Annotated in this window: 15 protein-coding genes and 2 pseudogenes; 8 read left to right on the forward strand and 9 right to left on the reverse strand. The window is 41.7% G+C overall.

Annotation, left to right across the window (positions count from 1 at the left end):
- Positions 1-48: 48 nt before the first annotated feature.
- From HWQ44_RS04835 to HWQ44_RS04850, 4 genes are all read right to left on the reverse strand, one after another.
- Complete coding sequence (locus HWQ44_RS04835; RefSeq protein WP_292715592.1) at positions 49-3,546, reverse strand: DUF937 domain-containing protein; 3,498 nt, start codon at positions 3,544-3,546, stop codon at positions 49-51.
- A gap of 393 nt (positions 3,547-3,939) precedes the next feature.
- On the reverse strand, positions 3,940-5,832 hold the full coding sequence (gene ilvB / locus HWQ44_RS04840) for a biosynthetic-type acetolactate synthase large subunit (protein WP_292715595.1): 1,893 nt from the start codon (positions 5,830-5,832) through the stop codon (positions 3,940-3,942).
- Positions 5,833-5,964: 132 nt separating this feature from the next.
- Entirely contained in the window at positions 5,965-7,227 is a 1,263-nt protein-coding gene (locus HWQ44_RS04845; RefSeq protein ID WP_292715598.1) for an MFS transporter, read from the reverse strand.
- Positions 7,228-7,382: 155 nt separating this feature from the next.
- The gene (locus HWQ44_RS04850) at positions 7,383-7,976 is read right to left on the reverse strand and encodes a hypothetical protein (protein WP_292715601.1); all 594 of its coding nucleotides are present in this window, start codon (positions 7,974-7,976) and stop codon (positions 7,383-7,385) included.
- A 469-nt stretch (positions 7,977-8,445) separates the two neighbouring features.
- Between HWQ44_RS04850 and HWQ44_RS04855 the strand changes: the two are divergent.
- A pseudogene (locus tag HWQ44_RS04855) lies at positions 8,446-8,757 on the forward strand (LemA family protein).
- A 147-nt stretch (positions 8,758-8,904) separates the two neighbouring features.
- A complete protein-coding gene (locus tag HWQ44_RS04860) occupies positions 8,905-10,023 on the forward strand; it encodes a ferrochelatase (RefSeq protein ID WP_292715604.1) in 1,119 nt (372 codons plus the stop codon).
- A 44-nt stretch (positions 10,024-10,067) separates the two neighbouring features.
- Here HWQ44_RS04860 and HWQ44_RS04865 read toward each other — a convergent pair whose 3' ends face one another.
- A complete protein-coding gene (locus HWQ44_RS04865) occupies positions 10,068-10,613 on the reverse strand; it encodes an NADPH-dependent FMN reductase (protein WP_292715607.1) in 546 nt (181 codons plus the stop codon).
- Positions 10,614-11,085: 472 nt separating this feature from the next.
- On the opposite strand from HWQ44_RS04865, the gene ftsH reads away from it, so the two are divergent.
- The 3 genes from ftsH (at position 11,086) to HWQ44_RS04880 (ending at position 17,014) form a co-directional block, all read left to right on the forward strand.
- Positions 11,086-12,975, forward strand: a complete 1,890-nt coding sequence (gene ftsH / locus HWQ44_RS04870; RefSeq protein WP_292715610.1) for an ATP-dependent zinc metalloprotease FtsH — start codon at positions 11,086-11,088, stop codon at positions 12,973-12,975.
- 226 nt (positions 12,976-13,201) lie between these two features.
- Entirely contained in the window at positions 13,202-14,122 is a 921-nt protein-coding gene (locus tag HWQ44_RS04875; RefSeq protein WP_292715613.1) for a DUF928 domain-containing protein, read from the forward strand.
- A gap of 681 nt (positions 14,123-14,803) precedes the next feature.
- Entirely contained in the window at positions 14,804-17,014 is a 2,211-nt protein-coding gene (locus tag HWQ44_RS04880; RefSeq protein WP_292715616.1) for an AAA family ATPase, read from the forward strand.
- A 188-nt stretch (positions 17,015-17,202) separates the two neighbouring features.
- Here the strand turns inward: HWQ44_RS04880 and HWQ44_RS04885 are convergent.
- Positions 17,203-17,400: pseudogene (locus HWQ44_RS04885) on the reverse strand (pentapeptide repeat-containing protein); the annotation flags it as partial.
- 204 nt (positions 17,401-17,604) lie between these two features.
- Between HWQ44_RS04885 and topA the strand changes: the two are divergent.
- Positions 17,605-19,770 (forward strand): type I DNA topoisomerase, encoded by a 2,166-nt coding sequence (topA, locus tag HWQ44_RS04890; protein WP_292715619.1) that lies wholly within the window; start codon positions 17,605-17,607, stop codon positions 19,768-19,770.
- A 45-nt stretch (positions 19,771-19,815) separates the two neighbouring features.
- Here topA and HWQ44_RS04895 read toward each other — a convergent pair whose 3' ends face one another.
- Both HWQ44_RS04895 and HWQ44_RS04900 read right to left on the reverse strand, forming a co-directional pair.
- On the reverse strand, positions 19,816-20,067 hold the full coding sequence (locus tag HWQ44_RS04895; protein ID WP_292715621.1) for a hypothetical protein: 252 nt from the start codon (positions 20,065-20,067) through the stop codon (positions 19,816-19,818).
- A gap of 275 nt (positions 20,068-20,342) precedes the next feature.
- Positions 20,343-20,864 carry a phosphoribosyltransferase gene (locus HWQ44_RS04900; protein ID WP_292715624.1) on the reverse strand — a complete coding sequence of 174 codons (522 nt, stop codon included), beginning with the start codon at positions 20,862-20,864 and terminating at the stop codon, positions 20,343-20,345.
- A 100-nt stretch (positions 20,865-20,964) separates the two neighbouring features.
- Between HWQ44_RS04900 and HWQ44_RS04905 the strand changes: the two genes are divergently transcribed.
- A complete protein-coding gene (locus tag HWQ44_RS04905) occupies positions 20,965-22,419 on the forward strand; it encodes an MFS transporter (RefSeq protein ID WP_292715626.1) in 1,455 nt (484 codons plus the stop codon).
- A gap of 52 nt (positions 22,420-22,471) precedes the next feature.
- Here HWQ44_RS04905 and HWQ44_RS04910 read toward each other — a convergent pair whose 3' ends face one another.
- Positions 22,472-24,808 (reverse strand): EF-hand domain-containing protein, encoded by a 2,337-nt coding sequence (locus HWQ44_RS04910; RefSeq protein WP_292715629.1) that lies wholly within the window; start codon positions 24,806-24,808, stop codon positions 22,472-22,474.
- Positions 24,809-25,172: 364 nt separating this feature from the next.
- On the opposite strand from HWQ44_RS04910, the gene HWQ44_RS04915 reads away from it, so the two are divergent.
- The gene (locus HWQ44_RS04915; protein ID WP_292715631.1) at positions 25,173-25,856 is read left to right on the forward strand and encodes an AAA family ATPase; all 684 of its coding nucleotides are present in this window, start codon (positions 25,173-25,175) and stop codon (positions 25,854-25,856) included.
- The last annotated feature ends 38 nt before the right edge of the window (positions 25,857-25,894 follow it).

Here is a 25,894-nt window from a genome sequence, read left to right on the forward strand (position 1 = left end):
TTCTTCTGCTTAATTTTTTGTTACATACTTATAAAATTTCACCACGACTTACTTATAAGCAGTTATCGCTCGTTCTAAATTCTCAGCTTTATCTCCTCTGATTCTGTAAAGGTAAGTATTCCCCAGATTAGATTGCGTCATTGCCCAATCATCTGGAAAGGCGCGACGGGTAGAAACTTCCAGTGCAGCAGTATAAGCAGTGATCGCAATTTCAATATTTTCGGCTTTCTCACCTAATATTCTTTGACTGTAAGCGATACCTAGATTATTTTGCGTCTTTGCCCAATCATTTGGAAAGGCGTTACGGGTATAAACTTCCAATGCCCTAGAAAATGCTGCGATCGCCATTTCAATATTCTCGGCTTTCTCACCCCATATTCTATCAATGTAAGCAGTTCCCAGAGAATTTTGCGTGATTGCCCATTTTTCGGGAAAGGCACTACGGGTATCAACTTCTAATACCCCAAAAAATGCTGCGATCGCCATTTCAATATTCAGGACTCGCTCACCCAATATTCTATCAATGTAAGCATTACCCAGATTATTTTGGGTATCTGCCCAAAGTTCGGGAAAGGCACTACGGGTACGGATTTCTAATGCGCCAACAAAAGCTGCGATCTCCATTTCAATATTTTGGACTCGCTCACCTAATATTCTGTCACGGTAAGCTAACCCTAAATCATGTTGGGTATATGCCCATTTTTCGGGAAAGGAACTACGGGTATGGATTTCTAATGCCCCAAAAAAAGCTGCGATCGCAATTTCAATATTCTCGGCTCGCTCACCCAATATTCTATAACGGTAAGCAACACCCAGAGCATTTTGCGTATCTGCCCATTTTTCGGGAAAGGGGTTGCGGGTGAAAACTTCTAGTACAGCAGTATAAGCCGCGATCGCAATTTCGATATTTTCAGCTTTAGCTCCCTCAATTCTTTCGCGGTAAGCATTACCCAGATTATATTGGGTATCTGCCCATTTTTGGGGAAAAGCCTTACGGGTGAAAATTTCCATTGCTTCAGAAATAGCTGCGATCGCAATTTCAATATTCTCTGCTTTCTCGCCCAATATTTTATCAAGGTAAACAGTTCCCAGATTATTTTGCGTATCTGCCCAATTTTTGGGAAAGGCGTTGCGGGTGAAAACTTCTAGTGCAGCAGTATAAGCCGCGATCGCAATTTCGATATTTTCAGTTTTATCTCCCCTGATTCTCTTGTGGTAAGCAAATCCCAAATTATGTTGCGTATTTGCCCAATTTTCGGGAAAAGCGTTGCAGGTGAAAACTTCCATTGCCTCAGACAATGCTGCGATCGCAATTTCTACATTCTCGGCTCTATCTCCCCTAATTCTATCAAGGTAAGCACCTCCTAGATTATATTGCGTCATTGCCCATTTTTCTGGGAAGACGTTGCGATTGCAACCATTGAGTACAGCAGTGTAAGTAGCGATCGCAATTTCGATATTTTCAGCTTTATCTCCCTTGATTCTTCTATCAAGGTAAGCACTCCCTAGATTATTTTGCGTATTTGCCCATTGTTCGGGAAAGCTGGTGCGATTACAAACACCAAGTACAGCAGTGTAAGTAGCGATCGCAATTTCGATATTCTCGGCTTTATCTCCCCTGATTCTTTCACAGTAAAGATTACCTAGATTATTTTGCGTATCTGCCCATTGTTCGGGAAAGCTGGTGCAAGTACGAACTTCCAATGCACCTGAGAAAGCTGCGATCGCAATCTCTATATTTTCAGATCGCTCTCCTAATATTCTCTGAAAGTAAGCAAGCCCTAGATCATTTTGTCCCCTTGCCCATTCTTGGGGAAAGGTACTACGTGTGTAAACTTTTAAGGCAGCGTTCCAAGCTGCGATCGCCATTTCGATATTCTCGGCTCTATCTCCCTTGATTTTGTAATAGTAGGCATTGGCCAAATTATTTTGCATATCTGCCCAATTGTGGGGAAAAGCATTGCGGGTATAAACTGTTAGTGCGGCAGTGCAAGTAACAATAACCATTTCGATATTCTCGGCTTTATCTCCCCTGATTCTGTGAAAGTAAGCAGCCCCCAGATTTCTTTGCGTTTGTGCCCAATTTTGAGGAAAAGCAGTTTGGGTATGAACTTCTAGTGCAGCAGTATAAGCAGCGATCGCTTGCTCTATATTTTCGGCTCTATCTCCTAAAATTCTTTTAAGATAAGCATTACCTAGCTTATATTGCGTATCGGCCCAACCTTCGGCAAAGGCACTGCGAGTAAGAACTTCCAATGCACCTGAGAAAGCACCGATCGCTTGTTCGATGTTTTCAGCTTGCTCTCCTAAAATTCTCTCACAGTAAGCAATCCCCAGACTATATTGCACTAATGGCCATAGTTCAGGAAATCTGCTGCGAGTAACTTCTAGTACGTTTATATAAGCAGCGATCGCCAACTCCAGATTCTCGGCTTTTTCACCTAATATCCTTTTAAGGTAAGCCTCCCCCAGATTATATTGTGTGATTGCCCATTCTTGGGGAAAGGCTTTGCGGGTGAAAACTTCTAGTGCAGCAGTATAAGCCGCGATCGCTTGCTCTATATTTTCGGCTCTATCTCCTAAAATTCTTTCAAGATAGGCATTACCCAGTTTATATTGCGTATCTGCCCAACTTTCGGCAAAGGCGCTGCGAGTAAAAACTTCCAATGCACCTGAGAAAGCAGCGATCGCAATTTCAATATTCTCTGCTTTATCGCCTAATATTCTATCAAGGTAAACAGTTCCCAGATTATATTGCGTATCTGCCCAATCTCGGGGAAAAGCGTTGCGGGTGAAAACTTCTAGTGCAGCAGTATAAGCCGCGATCGCAATTTCGATATTTTCAGTTTTATCTCCCCTGATTCTCTTGCAGTAAGCAGATCCCAGATTATGTTGCGTATTTGCCCAATTTTTGGGAAAGGCTTTGCAGGTATAAACTTCTAGTGCAGCAGTATAAGCTGCGATCGCTTGCTCTATATTTTCGGCTCTATCTCCTAAAATTCTTTTAAGATAGGCATTACCCAGATTATATTGCGTATATGCCCAACTTTCGGCAAAGGCGCTGCGAGTAAGAACTTCCAATGCACCTGAGAAAGCAGCGATCGCTTGTTCGATATTTTCAGCTTGTTCTCCTAAAATTCTCTCACTGTAAGCAATCCCCAGACTATATTTCACTAATGCCCATAGGCTGGGAAAACTGTGGCGAGTAACTTCTGGTACGTTTGTATATGCAGCGATCGCCAACTCCAGATTCTCGGCTTTTTCACCTAATATCCTTTTAAGGTAAGCCTCCTCCAGATTATATTGTGTGATTGCCCATTCTTGGGGAAAGGCAGTACGGGTCACGAAAGTTAAGGCTGTTTCATAACCACTAATAGCTATTTCGATATTGCTAGCTTTGCTACCCAAAGGAAATTGACGAACCAAACTACTAAAACTATCAATTCTTCCAGCAATGTATATTGCGACATCTGGTTCAACATTTGCCAGGGTATTTGTTGCCCAATTCCACAAGCTGGCGGCTCTAATCGAAAAAGAAGTAAACAACCTAGTTCAAAAGTTGCTCCAATTGTAGCGGTTCTTGCCAGTCAACCTGCTCAAGCTGCAATTGCGAATGGGTCAACTAACGGTAACAGCACAAGTCGTTTGCTGCAATAATCCACTTCTTCCATAAATCTAGTGCTGTGTCAAGCCTAAATTTGTGTATAAAATGTAAGTTGGGTTGACCTAAGGAAACCCAACATCGATTATGTTGTTGGATTTCTCCAGTCAAAGCGATTTAGTGAATTACTTAGGAAATATCTTTTTACCTCAACCTAATCAGCAAGATTAAGCGACACCTACGCAAGAGGAAAGGGGGCAGAAATTAGGGGAAATTCCATCATCTTTTTCCCCTTCTCCCTACTCCCCTATCTCTCTGCTCAAAATTATCAAAAAGCGTTACAGCTTCGTTCCACACTCAGCACAGAAGTTGTGAGTAGGAGCATTTTTGGCATTGCAATGACTACAATACACTGGCTCGGCTGCCGCTTTTGGTGCTTGCTTCTGCAAGCCAACCATTTGAGCGTTGCTCTTGCCAGGGACTACCATTGGATAGCAGTTTTCGTCTCTGGTGACGTGGACATTTAAGATTACTGGCCCTTTGTGTGCTAGCATTTCGGCGATCGCATCTTTTAATTGACTGCGATCGCTGATTATCATCCCCTTAATGCCATAAGCTTTTGCCAATAACTCTACGTCTGGCATCCCTACTTCCATGTCGGAGCATGAGTAACGCTCACCATAGAAGGCTTGCTGCCACTGGCGCACCATCCCTTGCCAACCGTTGTTGATGATTATTGTCTTGACATTTATTCCATACTGTGAAATTGTTCCTAGTTCCTGCAAACACATTTGGAAACTGGCATCACCGCTAATACAGATGACTTCTTCATCAGGAAAAGCCACTTTCGCACCCATCGCCGCAGGTAAGCCAAAACCCATCGTTCCCAAACCAGCGCTAGAAATCCAGCGCCTTGGCCCATTCTTCAGGAATTGTGCTGCCCACATTTGATGTTGTCCGACATCTGTGGTGTAGAAAGCGTTGGGTGCTTGGCTATTGACTTCTACAATCACTTCTTGGGGTGAAATGCTGTCGGAATGCTGCGGCACGATGAGAGGATACTCTTCGCGCCAACGGTTAACTAGATTCAACCACTCTTGGTTTTGATTTGGTGTAGCCTTTACACCTGTTTCCTTGCAGCGACGCAACAAGTCTACTAACACGTTCCGCACATCGCCGACGATGGGCACTTCGGGAACGCGGTTTTTGCCGACTTCTGCCGGATCGATGTCGATGTGAATGACTTTGGCGCGGGAAGCGAATTCGTCTAATTTGCCTGTAACGCGATCGTCAAATCTAGCGCCAACACAAATCAGCAAGTCACAATCACTAACGGCGAAGTTAGCGTAAGCAGTGCCGTGCATCCCCAACATTCCCAAAGCTAGGGGATGATGTTCGTCAAATGCACCGATCCCCATTAAGGTTGTGGTGACAGGGATATCGAATAATTCAGCTAGTTGCTTAATTTCTTCATGGGCACCAGCTGCGATCGCACCACCACCCACATACAATAGCGGGCGGCGACTTTCAGTAATCAACTGGATGGCGGCATTAATCTGCCGGGGATTTCCCTTCACAGTGGGACGATAACCGCGTAACTTGACTGAACCTGGTTTTACAGGTATGTAGTCAAATTCTTCTAAAGCGACATCTTTGGGGACATCAATCAAAACTGGCCCCGGACGCCCAGTACTAGCAATATGAAAGGCTTCGGCGACAATTCGCGCCATATCTTTGGGATCGCGCACCACATAAGAGTGCTTCACGATTGGTAGGGTAATCCCGTAAATATCGGTTTCTTGAAACGCATCTGTACCAATAGACGGACGTGCTACCTGTCCTGTAACCACAACCATCGGGATTGAATCCATGTAAGCTGTGGCGATGCCTGTCACCAAGTTAGTTGCTCCTGGGCCAGAAGTACCAAAGCATACTCCTACTTTTCCTGTGGCACGGGCGTAACCATCAGCAGCATGGGCTGCACCTTGTTCGTGTCTCACGAGAATATGCTTTATAGCACCACCAGTTGCTCCCACCTTATACAGGTCGTCGTAAATTGGTAGAATTGCTCCACCAGGATAACCAAAGATATAATCAACGCCGTGGCGATGAAGGCTGTCAAGCAGAGCAAAACCGCCAGATGCACGTTTGGGCACGACTGGCGGGCTAGAAACACGGGGCTGTTTGTGATTCTCGGTTTGTGGGAGACTAATTGGGGAAAGCGATCGCACGGTCAAACCTCAGACTATAGCTAAAGTTAATGCTGGATTCTGTAGTTAAGATTTCATTTTAATTGAAAACTTCAATTAAATTCTGAGAATTTTATATATTAAATATAAAGCTAGATTATTAGCCTACATTAGTTAAATTACGTCTTGCAAGACATTGCGGGTATTTTTCCAAGCCCAAACACCAACAACTACCACAACAATACTCATTCCTACCAGCACAATTCGCAAGCCCAGAACATCAGTTAATGGCCCAGTAATCGCCAGAGGTAATGCCAGAGCGATGTTGACAGCATGATTTTGAAAGCCAAATACTTTACCGTGCATGGTAGGTGGTGTTTGCTGTTGAATTAAAGTTTGCATGGGTACACCAATTAAGGCAGCACCTACACCCAAAAATGCACAGAGTGCTAGCGCCAACAACAAGTTGTGCGTAAAAGTGAACACCCCTAAAACTAGTGCAATCATCAAAAATCCAATTAGAGGAAGAGGCTTGTGATGCAATTTCTCACCCCAATGACCTAAAATCGCCGCACCAAATACCATACCCACCCCTGCTGCTGCCAAGAAAAAGCCAAACTGTTTTTCTTTGAGACCAAACTCCTCGGCTAATCGAATTGTTAGCACCGTTAAGGCTGCAAACACACAATATAAAGTTGTCAGTTGCAGCATAGCGTTCAAGATCAAAGGGTTTTTCTTGAGATAGCGCAGGCTTTCGGTGAATTCAGCCCAAGGGTTATTTGATGCCCGATGTTCTCTCAGTTGTTTGGGTTCTTTAAACTTAATCGGCTGCATGATCGCAGCCGATAATATGTATAATCCACCAACCACAAGCTCTTGACCGTATTCTTCTCCCATCCAGCTTTTTGCCAAACTCAAAATCGGCTCTCCGATGGCAAAACCAACAATTAAAGCTCCCATCATCGTGCTGGTAAACAGCGCATTGGCTGCTAATAAATTCTCTCGCTTCACCAACAAGGGAATCGCTGCTTGTTCAGCTGGTGCAAAAAACTGCGTCACCGTGGAAATAGCAAAAGTCAGGATTAACAGAATCAGGAAGTGTCGTGGTAACAAGGGAAGACACAGCGTTAATATTCCCCGCACGACATCTGAGCCGACCATAATCAGCTTTTTTGGCAAGCGATCAACAAAGATGCCACCAGCAGAGCCGAACAAAATTGCTGGGATTGTAAAGGACAGCATCAAGGTTGAGTACATCGAGTTTTGTGCCAACCCCGGAAGCGGTGGGTAGTTCTCCAGCAGAGCAATCAGCAAAACGAAGAAGACCTTATCTGCTAACTGGGACAGCAATTGCCCAATCCACAGGAGCATAAAACCACGGTTTTTTAGCAGTGCGCCAAACCCGTTATTAACAGCAGCTGGTTCAGTTGGAAACATTTAGATACTTTTTTTTGGGTAGATGGGGCATTGGGCATTGGTTATGGGGCATGGGGGATGAGGTATAGGGATAGTTTTTCTTGACTGTCACCTGTAACCTGTTCCCTTCATCACACCTCACTCCTAACTCCTGTATACTTACTCCATTGTCCGGATTAATTTGCTTCATAGCGCTTTAATAGCATAAGCAAAAATTCAGCTGCTGTCAGACGACCTTTGGGTGGAATAATTTCAATAGAAGAATCTACCCAACAACCTTGTACAGTTTGGAGAGATTTCCAAATCGATAAATGATCGACTGCGGGATTTGCATAAAAGTTATTTTGCCCACTACCTAGCAAACAGGAACTCCAATGAGTGAAATAATCATGACTTATCCGATGAATAGGGAAATTCCCCTGTAGTGGTACTCCCCATCCATCTATAGCAATAAACGCTTTGACACGACCACCTAAGAGTTGCCACAAATTCGCTGCCCCGATCGCCCCGATGACGCCAGCACTAAAGCTAATGAATATAATTGGTGATTTTAAAGAGTCGGTCAAGCGAACGCGCAAAAACTGCAAAATGTGAACTGCTGATAAAACCAAAACATCTTTACCCGGATAAATCAGTATATTTGCGTAATTGGGTGCGTTAGCGTAGCTCACCGCAGGTATCGCGCTATGAGAAACTAAATCTAACAATCCGACTCTAAAGCTTTCAGTTAACTCTGGCTCATGAATTCCAGGGCAAATAATTATACTCATCCGTGACACTACCTTTGATTTTTTGACTCTTGAGATATACAGAGTTTCTTCAAAAATCAAGCAATATTATTATATATTACCTTATTTTTACTGAGCAAATTATAGCTGCTTAATCTATTTATTCAAAATAATACTAATTCAACAAAATATTGATTTTTATCATCAACAATTTTAGATTAATCTAATCAATGAGATATTTTTTAAATTAACTTCATTGTTTTTTTAATAAATATTGCAATTTTATACAATAATCTAACTAATAGCAAGTCAGGTTGATAATGCGTTTTCTACTGTTGATATGATTCTCTAAAAAAGAAGCGATTTAATACCTAGACTTGCTACATTAGTTCAAATTACATATACATTTAAGCAAAAAATATTGATAAAAAGTAGCGGACTCAGAAGGAGAGCAACTTTCAAAATTCTAAGTTAGAATAGCCGAATGGCTGTAAAAGACCAAATTTCAAGAATGTTAACCAAAATTATAGTAGTAGTGGAAGCATATTCCGAATTAAAAACAAACGACCATCTTATCAAATTACAATATTCTTTGAGTGAAGTAGAAGAACAACTTTCTGCTTAGAAAAGATTTTATAACTCTGCCGTAACTGAATATAATAATGCCGTAGAAATGTTTCCGACAAACATTATCGCTTCATGGATGAAATATCAATTAGAATTGCAGTTTTTCGGCATCTTAACCGCTTTCACTATTCCAGCGACATATATAGATGGCCCATTGGTTCAATTTTCCATGCCCAATATCCAATGCCTCACGTAAGTCTTCTATGTCTTTTGATGTATTATCTTCATTTTCCCAACTATCCTATCCCCCCGGATGGGATAATAAGTTACTAGTAGGGAAAATGTCTAAACTATTCCCCAACTCTAAATCTCTCTGCACTCTGGTTATATTGAGGAACTAATTGTGGTTGCCACGCCGGAAAAAGTACAACACACCCACGAGCATCTATCAGGTAAAGACCGTGTAGCCGTACTGCTTATGGGCTACGGCGAAGTCGAAAGCTACGAAGATTTCGCCAACTATAACGAACAGGCTTTAAATCTACTGACAGCAAAATTTGCACCAGTACCAACCTGGATTTATCCCCCACTGGCAAAGCTTTTAGCGCTATTTGACCGCCATGAGTGGGGACACACGCACCACGATTTTATCTCCCCACACAACGCCATCTTTGAACAGCAGCGGGCTGGAATTGAGAAGAATTTACAAGAAAAATGGGGCAATAATGTCCAAGTTTTCAAGGCTTTCAACTTCTGCGCCCCTTTCCTACCCAACCAAGTCCTGGCAGAAATCAAAAACCAAGGCTTCGACAAGCTGCTAATCTATCCACTGCTAGTTGTTGATTCTATCTTTACTAGCGGGATTGCGATCGAGCAAGTTAACAATGCTCTCGTTGAGTTGACTGATGGTGAAGAACACTGGGTTAAAGCACAGCGCTACATTCCTTCTTTCTTCAACGAACCAGCCTACATCGATTTGATGGCTCATTTGGTTGAGGAGAAAATTGCTGAGTTAGCCTCAGCTTATCTACCTTCTCAAATCGGTATTGTGTTAATGAATCATGGCTGTCCCCATAAAGCCAAAGGCTTTACTTCTGGGATTGCCGAAAGTGAAGCAATGTACGATTTAGTTCGGGATAAGTTGATTAACCGCTATCCCTTAATCTCCGTGGGTTGGCTCAATCATGACACACCCCTAATTGATTGGACGCAGCCAAATGCAGAGCAAGCTGCTAATAACCTGATTCAATTGGGTGCGAAAGTAGTGATCTTTATGCCAATTGGCTTTGCCACAGAAAACCACGAAACTCTATTGGATGTACACCATATCATCCATGCTTTAGAGAAACAGCATCCTGGTACGAACTACGTGCAAATGGCTTGCGTCAACGACCATCCAGAATTTTTGGCAATGGTAGCGCAATGGGCTGATGCTCATATAGCAGAATTATTGTCAGAGCAACCTTTAGCAATTAATCCCCAACTAGCTGGGGATCATCATCACCACCATCACCACCATTAAGTTGAGTAGTTAGTAGGGTAGGCAAAGCTTTGCCCACCCTACAACTAATTTACACCCCGCAACTTGCGAGTGTTATCAACTAAACTCTGAGCAAATTGATCAAATCTTTGAGAGAGTTTCTCATCTAGCAACTTACCTTCAGGGCTGAACGCACCCCAAGCTTGTCCGATCGCAATTTGTTCGGGAATCACCCAACCATGTACCCAACGAACAATTAGCCGTAGGTCATTTAGGGCGTTGCTATTAGGCTGACCACCCAAGACACTAATTAGTCCTGTCACTTTATCAGACAGTTGCTCAAAGCTCATCAAATCCAGAGCATTTTTCAGGACACCACTAACGCTACCATGATACTCAGGTGTCGCTAAAATTAATCCATCAGCCTGACTGACAGTTTCTTGCAACCGCTGAACATCTGGGTAATCAGAATACTCCTTTGCGCCAGTGCAAAATGGTAGCTGCAACTCCCGTAAATCAAGAATTTCTACCTCTGCACCGAGAGCTTCTACCCTTTGCACTGCTACTTGTAAAGCAAGATGCGTATAAGAGTTGGGTCTTAAACTACCACCAATGCCAATAATTCTCACCATAATTAACCCACCAAACTATTAATTAGCTACTATTACCAGATTGTTTAAAAGCGTAATCGTTATGACTATGCTTATTTTAGCGATTTGTGTCAGAATGTGTCAAATTAATATCTACTGGGGATTGGGGAGATGACGGGGACAAGAAAACAAGGAGAATAACCTATGGACAATGCCCCTCAATAGTGCTGTTAGCGAATAGCGTTTAGCCCGTAATTGAGTTCTGAGTAAAGAAGTGAAATTCCCGGAACTCGGAACTGTTTTGCTCAATGCTCAGTCTTAACACCTGCATAAATACTAGATAATTATGCTGGTTACTCAACTTCATGGAATGGCCGGAAGAAACTTGGGAATGGTTTTGTGTGGAAGTTAGACTAGATAAGAAAAGTGTAATTTCCAGTTATTACAATTTTTGATAGAAGAATAGGCATAAAACCAACGCTCAACTTGTGCCAGCAGACAAAGGGTAACTATTATGACAAATTTGGGAAAAAAAGCATTGGTAAAAAGGCAGTCATCAAAGCGTGGTGCTTGGATTGGTGCGATCGCTGCTAGTTTGATTATGTTGCCAGGAATTTTCGCTAGTACTCCTGTCATGGCACAAAAAGCAGAAACCACCTCTCTAAATTATGGTGATTTGATCAAGAAAGCGAAGGCGGGAGAAATCCAAAAAGTAGAGCTTGACGAAACCGAACAGCTAGCAAGGGTTTATCTCAAGGGGCAAAAGGATGATGCACCACCGCAACAGGTGAGACTTTTGGCGCAAAACACAGAGTTGATTAACATACTCAAAGATAAAAATGTTGACTTTGGGGAAGTTTCCTCTGCTAACAGTCGAGCTGCTGTTGGACTGTTGATCAATCTCATGTGGATTTTGCCACTAGTGGCTTTAATGCTATTATTCCTCCGGCGCTCTACTAATGCTTCTAGCCAAGCGATGAATTTCGGCAAATCCAAAGCTCGCTTCCAAATGGAGGCAAAAACTGGAGTGAAATTTGAAGATGTCGCTGGGGTTGAAGAAGCTAAAGAAGACCTCGAAGAAGTTGTTACTTTCCTGAAACAGCCTGAAAGATTTACTGCTGTAGGCGCACGTATTCCCAAAGGAGTGCTGTTAATTGGCCCCCCTGGTACTGGTAAAACTTTACTAGCAAAAGCGATCGCAGGTGAAGCAGGTGTACCATTCTTCAGTATTTCCGGTTCAGAATTTGTAGAAATGTTCGTTGGTGTCGGTGCATCTCGCGTGCGCGACCTCTTCAAGAAAGCCAAAGAGAATGCCCCTTGTCTAATATTTATCGATGAAATTGACGCAGTAGGTAGACAACGGGGGGCTGGGATCGGTGGCGGTAACGATGAACGCGAACAAACCTTGAACCAACTGCTCACCGAAATGGATGGTTTTGAAGGTAACACAGGCATCATTATTATTGCTGCCACTAACCGCCCAGATGTTTTAGATACAGCGTTACTCAGACCGGGACGCTTTGACAGACAAGTAATGGTCGATCCACCCGATCTTAAAGGGCGACTGGAAATTTTGAAAGTCCACGCGCGCAATAAGAAAATCGATCCTAGCGTATCATTAGAAGCGATCGCTCGCCGCACTCCTGGCTTTACTGGCGCAGACTTAGCCAACTTACTCAACGAAGCCGCCATTCTCACCGCTAGAAGACGCAAAGAAGCTGTCACCCTTTTAGAAATTGATGCTGCTGTAGACCGAGTTGTTGCAGGTATGGAAGGTACTGCCTTAGTAGACAGCAAGAGCAAGCGCTTAATTGCCTATCATGAAGTTGGCCATGCTTTAGTAGGTACATTGCTCAAAGACCATGACCCTGTGCAGAAAGTTACATTAATTCCACGGGGACAAGCACTGGGATTAACTTGGTTTACTCCCAACGAAGAACAGGGGTTAATTTCCCGTTCCCAACTCAAATCTAGGATTACTGCTACTTTGGGTGGTCGCGCCGCTGAGGAAATCGTTTTTGGTAAGCCAGAAGTGACCACAGGTGCAAGTAATGACTTGCAACACGTGACAGGGATGGCGCGACAAATGGTGACACGCTTCGGGATGTCAGAATTAGGCCCATTGTCACTAGAAAATCAGAGTGCAGAGGTATTTTTGGGACGCGACTGGATGAATAAATCAGACTATTCTGAGGAAATTGCCGCCAAAATTGATTCACAGGTGCGCGAAATTGTTAGCAATTCCTACATCAAGGCCAAAGAACTGTTGCAAGAAAACCGCGTAGTTTTAGAGCGTTTAGTAGATTTGCTAGCAGAACAGGAAACAATTGAAGGTGATTTATTCCGCAAAATTGTTGCTGATAATGCTCAGGTAGCCGATGAACAATTGGCTGTACCTCATTAGGGCACTCAGCAAGGTAAAAGTCAATAGTCTATCAACTTTAGACTAATGAAAATTTCAAGCCTCAGATTCCCGACTTTTTTAACAAGTCGGGAATTTTATTGGAAAAAAGTCAGAAGGCTACCTCAGCCTTCCCAGAAAGTAGCACAGATAAAGTCTTGTCTCTGTAAAGCTTAGGCTACTGTATTATATATACCCAAGCAATGTACTACAAGTGAACGTAAATATCATGAAATATAGATTTTGGGCAAGCTATCTGCTTGCTGCTTTAGCATTTCTCCCCTTCGAGCCTGTAAGCACTACTCAGGTTTTGGCAACAGAGTCAGTCTACCAACTGGCACAAGCCAAATCTGCTTACACCCAATATATGCTGCTCGGCTATAATGAAACTAAACGCAGAAACTATAGAAAAGCTTTATTGAATTTCCAGCAAGCAGAACGGCTACGTCCTGGAGATAGGTATGCTACTGCTGCAATTAGAAATGTTACAAGTTACATTCAACGCGGTAGCAGTAGAAATCGTATCGCTTTTGTCCCAGGTAGACCTGGTAGGGTAAGGTCAGCAGGAACACGGGGAAGTTGCTTTCAAACTGGACAAGATATTATTCCCCTGACACCAACAGATAAGGAAGCTCAAAGAACTACAGCAAAGCGTCCCACATTCTTTTTCTACGTTCCTCAAACCTCAACAACAATACAAGCACTAGAATTTGTTTTGCGGGATGGTGATAGCATTGACCCATTATATAAGGGAACTTTCAAACCTGTTGGGCAGAATGGTATTGTTAGTGTCAATGTACCTGCCGATCAGCCATCTCTAGAAATCGGTAAAGAGTATAATTGGACTTTTTCGATGATTTGTGATCCTAGTAACCGCGATAAAGACTCCTATGTAGAAGGTACAATTGTGCGATCGCAAGATGAAAACCTATCTCTTCAGCTAAACCAACCAAACACAGACTTGGATCGTGCAGTTTTATTTGCAACAGCCGGATTTTGGGAAGATGCTTTGAGAACTTTAGCTAATTTACGCAGCCAGCGTCCTAACGATCCGGAAGTTCAGAAATATTGGGAAGATTTGTTAAATTCAGTAGACATTAAAGAAGTTGTAAACAAGCCTTTATTACCCTGTTGTACTGCCCAGAAATAAATTAACAATTATTTAAAAACCCGGTTTTGATAAAGAAGCCGGGTTTTTTACCCTTCAATTTAAGATTAAGCGATCGTAAATACTTATGGCGTGGACGGTATCAATTCTCGCTGATTACTGCTGTAAGTCAAGCTGGTAGAGAGAACAGGAAGTGCGATCGCGATCAAAGGTGATGAATGCGATCGCCTGATTTTGCGTTGAAAGCAGCATTTTTTAACTGCCAAGTGTGTCAAAAAATTAACAATACAAAAATACTATTAAGAAGACATGACTTGGAAGATATACAGACTTATACTATATATTTACTTAAAGTAGGTTACTATACACATAGTTCACTGCTAATTTACCTAAAAGTGGCAGATATACATTAGGAAGTCTATATATTTACTGCAATTGAAGGTATAAGAAGTAAAAACCTATCCAATAAGAGTTAGCTTGCTAATTTATTGGTAGGTGTGTAGCTTTAAAGTTGCTGGTGGGACAATCTAAAGACTATGGTGTAGCTGCAAGTATTTATGGGCTAATTGCTATTGCAATGAGTCCCAACTTCAAAGCTGAGTCAATTTGAGCATAATAATCTGTACTCTACTTGCAAGAGGGCAGCTTGTCAAGTTGAGCTTCTTGATTAAAAATTTCAACCACTAAATATTAAAATTTAGGCAATTAAAATCAGAGAACATTATGAAGCTTGAGAGCGTGGTTATCAAAAGATTTCGGAGCATTGAGAGTTCTGAATTAACTAATTGTGGTGGGTTTAACGTTCTTATTGGCAAGAACAACTCTGGTAAATCAAGTGTTCTTTCAGCTATACACGCTTTCTTCAACTGTTTACATAATGGTGAAGTACTTACTCTTAAACCGAAAATTGGTAGGGAGATTGATTTTTTTGATAAGAAGACTCAAGTTCCTATCGAGATTTCTCATACTTTTTCTTTAACACTGGCTGAAAGAGATGTTTTGATTCGAGACATTGTGACAGAATCGCCACAAATGAAAAATGCAGTTGATGGTATTGATCCCTCACTGCGTCTATTTGTAACTCTTGTTATTATGCCTCCATCATCATCTTTCAGTTACGTAAAGAAACTCAGTCTGGGAGGAACAGGAAAGGTTGGAACAAAACATTCTGATCCTGAAAGAGTTATTTTAAGCATTGATGAAACTAGTGCTTTGGAAATTTACAGTAATTTTTTATACTGCCACAAGTTAAGTAAAAAAATAGAAGAATTAAGTTCTTTTGACAGCGAGAAACTTCGAGGATATTTACCACGACAAATACGTGAACGCCCACCAATGGAATATTTATCCTCAGTTTTAAATTTTAATACTGAAGTTATGTCATTAATCGAGAATAGAGTTGGTTCAAAAGCATCTTTTGAAGAAATAGAAAATATTATTTCAGAACTTATATCTAATTTTAAAGAAGAATTTCAAGCAATTCTAAACCAACCCTTGAAGAATAAGGTAGGGACTTTTTCTGGTGAAGATTCTTCGATTCCTAATTATGTAAAAAATCTATTGCAAAGGATAGGCGAGATAAAAATCCTTTATCTAACAGAAAGACGTAAAGAGATAGGTAAAGAAGAAGCAGATCGCCTTCTTTCCTTAAAAGTAAAACGAGGTGGAAATGAGATTCTTAAAAATATTCAAGAAACTGTTGCTGCCTTGCTGGGGGTACATATAGATGCCTTTGAAAGTAGCCCTTCTTCGCCTACAAGCCAAGCATCGGCTGAGATGGACGTTGATAACTTTTTAGTAGAAGTAAATGGTTCAGGAATTAAAGAGGCTTTGAGATTATTACTAGATGTTGAATTTGAACATTCTGATATACTACTTGTTGAAGAACCAGAAATACATTTACACCCTGCTATCGAAACGAGCATGATGCGATATCTAAAACGTATCAGTAGTGACTGTCAAGTTTTTTTAACAACTCATTCAACTAACTTCTTAGATACTGCTGAGATGAATAATGTATATTTGGTGACAAAACCAAACTCTACTCAAATACAGCAATTGGATGTTGGAGAAGCTGAAGCAAAAATTCCACAAGAGCTTGGCATTAGGTTAAGTTCCCTCTTCATGTTTGATCGTCTTATTTTTGTAGAAGGTCAATCAGATGAAGATGCCATTCGAGAATGGGCTTCTGTATTAGGAATCAACCTTAGCCAAGCGAATGTAGGATTTATTCATATGGGCGGTGCACGCAATTTTGCACACTTTGCAACAGAAGCAACTCTGGAGTTTCTAACAAAGCGTCAAGTTAAAATGTGGTTTCTTATTGATCGCGACGAAAAAGAGGATTATGAAATTATTAAAATGCAAAAGATGCTTGGTAACAACGCTAAAATTAAAGTTTTAAAAAAACGAGAAATTGAAAATTATTTAATATGCTCAAGAGCTATAAAAATTGTTATAGCGTATAAAAAGAAATTAATAAGTAATTTAAGTCAGGAGTCGCCAACGGAAAGCGAAATTAATGCTGAAATTCATGTATGTGCGGAAATGCTAAAGCAGTTTGCCATAGATAAAAGAGTTGCTAAAATTGTGTGTAAACCTATTTATCCAGATGCAAAAGGGATTTTTAAGGATTTTACTAACAAAGAAACTGTTGTTAGGATAATAGACTCGATCCAAAAGATAATTGATCAGTTAGAATTAGAAAAAACCAATGTAGAGACTATCTATTCAAATAAATCTAATGAGATAAACGCTGCTTGGCAATCTAAAAAGTTAGACTTAGTTCCTGGTGATATCCTACTAGATGAAGTTTGTAAAAAATATAATGTTCGTTTTAAGAAAGAAAAAGATACTTCTCGATTAGCAAGTTTAATGGAGAAAGATGAAATTGACCAAGAGATTAAAGACATTATTCAGGAAATAGTTGTTTAAAATAGGTTAGTGTGATCACTAATCTCATATTGTGCATTAACTCTTGCGTAACGCATGAATCGATGCGATCAGAAACACTGAACAATATCGCTGCGTTTCCGTTCATAACAAAATTATTGACTAAATTATAAAAAGATTAAAAAAGGCAAAATAATAAATTCATTGCTGTTATCTAATCGCCTAGTCAGCTACTTCAGATAAATCAGCAAATTCAATCCCGGAATCGTGCGGGAAAGTGTCCATAAAAACAGCGTAATGTAAATTACACCCAAACTCCATTGATACCAAGCAAGTGCAGAGATGATACCTGGTAGGTATTCGTCTCGCAGACGAATGTTGTAAAATCCTAATTTAACTAGGTTGTTGAGGCTAAAATCATAATAGTTGCGGCAGTTACAACAGTGATCGCACAATCAAGCATCGAGTTGGGATGATTTACCTCTAAACTGAGTTCAGCAATTGTCAAAGCTTTTTGGTACAGTATTTTAGAAAATCCATATCACGAGAATAGGCGATCGCCCTTGGCGTTGGCGCAGCCATCGCTAATTGCAATTGCCAGTTTATTGCTCAAAATCTAGAACGCAGTTGCTATGATCAAACGCCTGCTTGTAGTAGAGTCTCCGGGAAAAGTCAAAAAACTTAGTCAAATTCTGGGTTCGGATTGGAAAGTTCTCGCCAGTTGTGGCCATATCCGGGAACTCAGCAATGAAGGAGACGATTCCTTGGGCTTCGTTATGGACGGCAGTAATGTCCGATGCAATTACGTTCCGCGTGACCAACGAGCAAAAGAAACAATCCAGAAGCTCAAATCTGCGGTGAGGCAGGTTGATGAAGTTGTCTTAGCAACTGACCCAGACCGGGAAGGCGAAACAATCGCTTGGCATCTCAAAGAAACACTGGGTTTAAGGGAACCGAAACGAGTAATTTATACTGAGATTACAGCATCGGCGGTGCAGAGTGCGATCGCTAATCCCAGAAAGCTAGACCAAAACTTAATTGGTGCTGGACTGTGCCGAGATTGCCTAGACAAGTTGGTGGGTTATAAAGGTAGCCCTTTAGTTTGGGCATTGAATAACGGCGCTAAAAGTGTTGGCAGAGTCCAAAGCGCCACGTTGCACTTGATTTGTCAGCGAGAAAACGAAATTCTAGCGTTTGTCCCCCAAGATTACTGGAGTGTTTGGGTAGATTATGCGGAAGGATTTCGGGCTTTTTACAAAGGGACGGTCGATTCTGCAAAAGATGCAGCAGACCAAGAAACTGAAACTCACGATGACGCAAAGGTAGGTAATAGTCCAGAAACACCGGAGTCTAAGCGCGTTCTTTCCGAAGCAGAGGCTACACGTTTAGTTGAAGAAGCACAGCGGCATCCTCATCAAGTGATTCATTTTGAAGGAAAAATCGTTAATCGCCAGCCACCACCACCATTTACAACTTCCAGCCTTCAGCAAGCAGCCGGTTCAAAGCTGAAGTTTGCTCCCGATAAAACTATGGTTGTGGCCCAAAAGCTCTATGAGGCAGGGCTTATCACATATATGCGAACAGATTCAGTGATGCTGAGTCCAGAATTTTGTGCCAGCGCCCGTAAATGGTTAGAGCAAAACGATCCGCCGAATGTACCGCAGCAAGTCGCCAAGCATCGCAGTAGCAAATCGGCTCAAGAAGCACATGAAGCGATTCGTCCAACGGATGTGTTTCGTCCCTCAGTTCAGTTGCGTTTAGAACTTCCTGATGATGAGTTTAATTTGTATGTGATGATTTGGAAACGGTCAATTGCTTCTCAGTGTCGGGCTGCTCAGTTGCGTAAAACTTTGGTGATTACTCAATCTGGTTCTCTACTGTGGTCAGCTAGAGGGCAAGTAATTGAATTTTACGGTTATGCCCGATACTGGAACAATCTCAGCAAGGATAGTGTTTTACCTTCATTACAACAGGGACAAGCATTGAAACTGGAGAATGCTGGACATGAACAGAAGCAGACCCAGCCACCACCCCGTTATAGTGAACCAAAATTGGTGCAACTGATGGAACGCAAAGGAATTGGTCGTCCAAGTACTTATGCTCCTACTGTTGCTACCTTAAAAAAACGAAATTATGTCGAGTTGAAAAAAGACCATCTGCAACCGACAGCGTTAGGGTTAGAAGTTGATGCGTTTTTGCTCAAAGCACTGCCGGATTTACTAGAGGCGGAATTCACAGCAAAAATGGAAGATGCTCTTGATGCAATTTCCGAAGGAAAGAATTCTTGGCAGCATTATTTAACTAGTTGGAATCAGAATTACTTTATACCAGCGCTCTCCAAAGCTAAAACTGTAGTTGCGAGTTCCCCAACAGGTAAAGCTAATGTGATAAGCGAGCGCAAATATGAAACTTCCAAGACTCGATGCCCTGAGTGCAAAAATTTTCTCGCCAAAATTCCGAGTACTAAGGTTAAAAAGAAATATTTCCTCAAATGCACCAAAGGCTGTGAAAATGTCGTGCTGTTTTGGAGCGACTTTAACAAAACTTGGCAGCCACCACAAACTAAAGCAGTCCAAGCTGAGAATCAACAAAAGCCTCCTGTGAAGATGACGGCATATCCCTGCCCAGTATGTAAAAAACCTCTAGAAGAGTACAGTTACATCAAAGAGGGGCAAAGTAAGACAATGTTGCGATGTTCTGACTCACAATCGCGTCAGGACACCAAACATAAAGATGTGGCTTATTTCAGTACACAAAAAGGGTGGTGGAGTCCTAAATTTGGGGAGTTAAATTGTTAAACTCTATGGCTGATATTTTTAGTCAATACCAATGATGACAAAAAATCAATTAATGTTCTCGCTGTCACTCTTGTAAGTCATTGGTCTGGGCTTAACTCTTTTCTTGGGAGCTAGAGATGATTTATTGGCAGCTTGTGGACGGCGGCATTGTTCACAGTAAAGGGGTCGGGGGCCAAAAGTCTCGCGTTGTGTTGTCTCACCGCACTGCTTACAAACAATATTAAAAACGCGAGTGTGAATCTCTCTTTTGTGTGCCCTGACAGTGTACTCCCTAACATTGATTAACTTACTTGGCATTGGCTATATTTTAATGGTTTTCTCTATAAATATAGTTTCCCAATTTCAATGTGGTTGTGCAATAGAGGTGCATCACTCCAGAGCAAACGCATATAAATTTTGACCGAAAAGGGGACTGAAGGCTTAATAACTCCTTATATCGTGTCCGGTTCAAGACTTATCATTAAGACGGCAGGGGAGCAGGGGGCAGGGGGAAAGAGGGTTTCCTGGTTTTTGCACAGATGCGGGAATTATAACTAATTAGGCGGACATGATATCACTCTCATTCCTAACTCCTAACTCCTAACTTTATTTACCTTACCCACAAGTTCTGCGGGATTCATCTGCTCGTAGTGTTCAAAAGGTTGGTGAATCCAGGGGTTATCAGCCAAGTAATCGACATAATAATCGGGTTTAATAACTGAACAGGCTTTATACCAAAGTACAGCGGTGCGAAGTTCTTCAATTGGGGAATCATTATTTTGCTTGAGCCAAGGTATAGTCTGTTGTAGTGTTACCCCAGAGTCTACTAAGTCATCCACTAGGAGAATGCGCGAACCTAACTTTTCGGCGGTCATTGTCAAGTGGTGGGAGAAAATTATCTTACTTCTTTCTTGCTTGCCGGGGCCACTGTAAGATGAGGTTGCTAAAATTGCTAGCGGCTGCTGATATATCCGAGAAAGAATATCTCCAACTCGTAGTCCTCCTCTAGCAAGACAGATAATCTGGTTAAATTCCCAACCGGATTCATAAATCTGAATAGCCAGTTGTTCAATTTTTTGGTGATAATCTGACCAAGAAACATAAAGGTCTGGCATAAGTATAAGGGGAGTGGTAGATAGCTAGTATTAAAGGTGATGTCTACGACGGGCTGTTCGGTGACGCAAACTTTTTATTTTAGTATGAGTGCAAGTTATTATGAACGATTCTGCTGATGGCGATGCCCAACGAGATCCTAAGAGTGAAAAACTCGACTTAAAAACAAAGCTGGCTTACGGCGCAGGAGATTTAGGCCCAGCAGTTACTGCAAATATCTCCGTCTTTTTTCTGTTGGTTTTCTTTACCAATGTCGCCGGTATCCCTGCGGGTTTAGCTGGGAGTATTTTGATGATTGGCAAAATCTGGGATGGCATAAATGATCCACTTGTCGGGTTCCTGACTGATAAAACGAAATCTCGTCGTTGGGGGCGTCGTCTTCCTTGGATGTTTTATGGAGCAATCCCCTTTGGAATTTTCTTTTTCTTGCAGTGGATTGTACCGCGATTTAGTGCAAATCAGAGTGATAATCTTTGGCCGTTATTCTGGTATTACGTAGTAATTGGGGTGATATCTCAGTCCTTTTACACGGTTGTAAATTTGCCTTATACGGCAATGACTCCAGAACTAACTCAAGATTACGACGAACGCACCAGCCTTAACAGCTATCGCTTTACATTTTCCATTGGTGGCAGCATTCTGTCGTTGATTTTAACGCAAATTGTTTTTTCTCAAATTAGCGATCGCCAACAACAATATCTCGTTTTAGCAGCAGTTTGTACAGTAATTTCGATTTTAGGATTATATTGGTGCGTTTTTGGAGTCCGCGATCGCATCCTGGCTTTCGAGGCCAAACGCATCCAAACCGAGGAACCTGAATCTCTCCCCTTCCTTGAACAGCTAAAAATTGTCTTTAGCAATCGACCTTTTTTATTTGTTATTGGTATATATCTTTTTTCTTGGCTAGGTGTACAGATTACAGCCAGCATTATTCCCTATTTTGTAGTCGATTGTATGGGTCTGAAAGAATCAGATGTGCCCACAGTGTTGATTGCAGTGCAAGGAACTGCACTGCTGATGCTATTTGTCTGGGGGGCGCTGAGTAAAAAAATCGGGAAAAAAGTTGTTTATTTTCTGGGAATGAGTTTATGGATAATAGCTGCTGCTGGACTATTTTTCTTACAGCCTGGTCAAATAATTTTGATGTATGTGATGGCTGTGATGGCGGGTGTTGGTGTATCCACAGCTTATCTTATTCCCTGGTCAATGATTCCAGATGTGATTGAATTAGATGAACTCCAAACCGGACAACGCAGAGAAGGTATTTTTTATGGCTTCATGGTTTTGCTGCAAAAATTTGGTTTAGCTTTCGGACTGTTTTTGGTGGGAAATGCTTTGCAAGTAGCCGGTTTCAAAGAATCTGTAGCCGGAAGTCCACTACCTATCCAACCGGAATCGGCACTGTTTGCTATTCGCATTGCTGTTGGGCCGATACCTACAGTTTGTTTGATTTTTGGCTTAGTTTTAACGTATTTTTACCCAATTACCCGCGAGATGCACGCAGAAATCATGCTGAAACTCAAAGAACGGCAAGAGAAGAAGGAGAATTTTAACTAATTCGTAATTCGTAGTTAAGAATTCAATTACGAATTACGAATTACGAATTATTTTAAATGGTTTCTGTAAACATGCCGGTTCGGGCAAACTCTTCTTCTTCAGGGGTGAAGAGTGGAGCTTTATCTACAAGGCTTGGCTCAAAGTAGTATGTCTCTTGTAGAAACTGTCCGCTAATGACAGCCTCTTCTAAATCCTTGATGTGGTTCTGTGCAACTATACATGCTTCCTTGAGGTTATCCTCATCACCCTTTTCCAGCAGCTTGGGCAATTCTGTTTTTACCCCTGTCAGCCGCGCCAATGGCTTCAGAATTCCATAGATGTTGTAGATGCGAGCAGTTTCTATGCTGGTGTATTTGAGGGCATTGGCTCTTGCTAACTCAGAGTCAAGGCTGGGCCAAAAACGGGTGGTATAGAACGCTTTCTCATCCTTGTGATACCATTCTTCCGATCGCGCAATGGATGAGGAAACGGTGTTATGCAGTTTCCAGAAGAATAACCGTAGGGAGGAACCATCTACCACTGTGGATAATTTTGCCTCTAGTGATACCTCAAAGTCAGTCAGGTTGGGATCGCGCCCAAGCACCAGGTATTCCACTGGATACATATCCACTTCCTTATTTTGCACAACGTACATATTCAAGTGGTGGCGGCAGTAGGGACAAGGGTACATTGTGGCAAATCGTTGGAAAAAATCTTTGAAGATTCCTACTGCGGCTTTTTGCTGTACCTCGGTTTTAGTACACACGATTTCAGCCGTGGTGTGGAAGAAGCGCCACACTGCTGGGCCAATGTAGTATGGGAAGCTGACTCGCATCTGGGAATCCTTCACCTCAGTCCGATCTAGATAGATATCAATGAATGCTACATACTGCGACAGTGCCCCTGATTCGCGTCCAAATTCTAGGCGTTCGCGTCGTTTCTGCACTCCATTCAGGTAGTGATGCGTTAGCCGCCATGCTTGTTTGAGTATCAGTTTCTCTTTGGGAGGGCAATGGGGAAAATTTTCTGCAACATCCTCCCCGTAGCGGTTAAATTCTCCTGAGTTTTTTGTGGACTGATACCACTCGTCCAAAGCCGCCTCATCGGGGACGGTGTTGTTTTGGATATCTGCTGTTGTAGAAACACTAAACGCCGCCAACAACTTCGGCATAAAGTCTTCATACCAATATGCTACTGGCATGATTGCACCATCTATTACCTCCGTTGCCTGGGAGAGGATGACGCGGTTCCACTTGTTCAAATAGTCTTTTGGATTTCCCGCAGATTTAGCTGGTGGTGGAGCCATTTCTTCATTCAGTTCTATTCCCCTCAGACGATTGAGTTCGTTAATGGCCAGCACACCTTCGACGATATCACCCAAACTGAGACTTTTCTTTTTGATCGTAATTGCAAACTCGACTCCGGCAGCAAACTTTTCTTTGACATTGGCAAATTTACTCCGCGCCTCTAAAATTGCTTTCTGTTCTGCCAACATTTCTGGTGTCTTTGCCACTGTTTGCCAGTCTTTGATGCGCTCCTGTAATCGGGCATACTCATCAGCAACCGATTCAACCACTGCATCCAAGACGGGGTAGCAATCCTCAGACACTATACCTAATGCTTTGTAAAGTGCGATCGCCTGTTTGACAAATTCCACAAAATCAGTAATTCTATATGGCAAGTTTTTCACTCGCAAGTGAGTTTCGTGGTTGGCGGAGAAACTCTCACGGAAACTGCGGTAAGCTGCTCCTTGAATCAAACGAAATAGACCAATCTGCATTTGCAAGCGGGACGTACCGCTTTTTTTCTGATTCGGTGAGTTTGGGTGTTGCGCTAACTGTTCCCTTAGTTGTGCTAACTCTGGAGTTGTTGCTTCTTGTATTGGTTGAGTGGTGGCTGCTGCTGTCTCATTAGAAGTAGCAACAGTATTGAGCGAACTGTTAAGGGAAATCGGTGAGTCTTGATAGCCCGTTTTGCTTTCTGACTCCTCCGGTACTAACTGACAAAATTCCTCAAAGTCAATTGAGCCATCGCCATCATGATCTACTTCCTGCAACATCTCATTCAACTCAGCATCTGTCAGCCCAAACTGAGTCATAACTGTCCGCAACTCGGCGGCAGTAATTTGACCGCTACCATCCTCATCAAAGGCGCTGAAAGCTAACTTAAGGCGGCTTTGGCGATCGCCTACTTTCGCTATCATCAGCGTTTTAAATTCTTCAAAGTCGATAGTACCTGACAAGTCAACGTCAATCTCCTTGATCAAGTCACGCAGCCCCGCTTCCGTGGGATTTTGCCCTAGCGATCGCATTACCTCCCCCAGTTCCTCAGTTGAGATCGCTCCGTTACCATCTACGTCTAATACCTTGAAGGCTTGCCACAATTTTTCTATTTCTTGTTCATCAATCACGGTTTTGTTCCAATTCTATAGGTGTCATTAATAAATTTCTTACCATGTTTTTTAACAGCTATTTCAATGCTGTCTAGTTATTTTAAGTAAATAGTAAGTATTAGGAACGACGGAACTTAGCCTCAACGACACTTGCAGTTGCCTTGTAAATTGGTCAGTGGCTGATTACAGGTAAAGTCTGAGTACTGCACTCGTATATTGATTTGTCCTTCATCTTTGTATTGCTAGCGATCGCTTTTAGATAAAAGCTTTAATCTAGTAATCAATTCGATTAGTTGAAAATACTGAGGTCGATTAAGTAGCAAATCTGATTAAATTAATCAAACAAACGGTTTTGTCATTGTTCCCGTTTGCTTATTAAGTAATGCTACTCACAGACTGGAACCAGATTTTAGACAACATTTTGCCTGATGAGAGTAGTGAGGCATACATCAGTGATATTTTTGTAAAATTTCTAATAAACGCACTTGGATTTAATCAGCAAGAGCAAATATCACAATTTAAGACGGTTAAGACGGGTAATAGGACAGTAGATTTTGCTGCGCGTAAGAATATTGATAGTGATATTTTTACATTGTCTAAAATCAATCCATATTTACTGATTGAAGTAAAAGCACGAGCAACAGGGTCAGGAGCCAAGATTAATTTATCAGAAGGCACTCCTCAATATATAAATACCAGAGAGCAAATAAAAAGATATTTACTTGATTCTAATTGCACGACATCTCAATGGGGCATTATTACTAATTCAGTTCATATCCAGCTATTCCGGCGACATGGCAAAGTCGTATTTCCTGTAACTCCAAGTATTTTAATTAAAAAAGATAATATTAATGCTATTGTTTCCCATATCAAACATTTAATTGACAATCCGCCCAAAGCCTTAACTGTTTGTATTTACAATAACAAAGGAGGTGTGGGCAAAACTACAACAACTGCTAATTTAGCAGCCACTCTTGCACAACAAGGAAAACAAGTTTTAGTAATTGACTTTGATCCACAACAAGGAGATTTAACTAAATCTCTTGGTCTAAGTAAGTCGTGGTGAAATTTTATAAGTATGTAACAAAAAATTAAGCAGAAGAA

The organism is Nostoc sp. JL34 (genome assembly GCF_017114945.1).
In the GTDB taxonomy this organism is placed as follows: Bacteria; Cyanobacteriota; Cyanobacteriia; order Cyanobacteriales; family Nostocaceae; genus Nostoc.

Coding starts and splice junctions, on each gene's coding strand:
- HWQ44_RS04845 (WP_292715598.1), bottom strand. CDS start 7,227: ATGTTTCCAACTGAACCAGCTGCTGTTAATAACGGGTTTGGCGCACTG.
- HWQ44_RS04850 (WP_292715601.1), bottom strand. CDS start 7,976: ATGAGTATAATTATTTGCCCTGGAATTCATGAGCCAGAGTTAACTGAA.
- HWQ44_RS04865 (WP_292715607.1), bottom strand. CDS start 10,613: ATGGTGAGAATTATTGGCATTGGTGGTAGTTTAAGACCCAACTCTTAT.
- ftsH (WP_292715610.1), top strand. CDS start 11,086: ATGACAAATTTGGGAAAAAAAGCATTGGTAAAAAGGCAGTCATCAAAG.
- HWQ44_RS04875 (WP_292715613.1), top strand. CDS start 13,202: ATGAAATATAGATTTTGGGCAAGCTATCTGCTTGCTGCTTTAGCATTT.
- HWQ44_RS04880 (WP_292715616.1), top strand. CDS start 14,804: ATGAAGCTTGAGAGCGTGGTTATCAAAAGATTTCGGAGCATTGAGAGT.
- topA (WP_292715619.1), top strand. CDS start 17,605: ATGATCAAACGCCTGCTTGTAGTAGAGTCTCCGGGAAAAGTCAAAAAA.
- HWQ44_RS04895 (WP_292715621.1), bottom strand. CDS start 20,067: ATGCCAAGTAAGTTAATCAATGTTAGGGAGTACACTGTCAGGGCACAC.
- HWQ44_RS04900 (WP_292715624.1), bottom strand. CDS start 20,864: ATGCCAGACCTTTATGTTTCTTGGTCAGATTATCACCAAAAAATTGAA.
- HWQ44_RS04905 (WP_292715626.1), top strand. CDS start 20,965: ATGAACGATTCTGCTGATGGCGATGCCCAACGAGATCCTAAGAGTGAA.
- HWQ44_RS04915 (WP_292715631.1), top strand. CDS start 25,173: ATGCTACTCACAGACTGGAACCAGATTTTAGACAACATTTTGCCTGAT.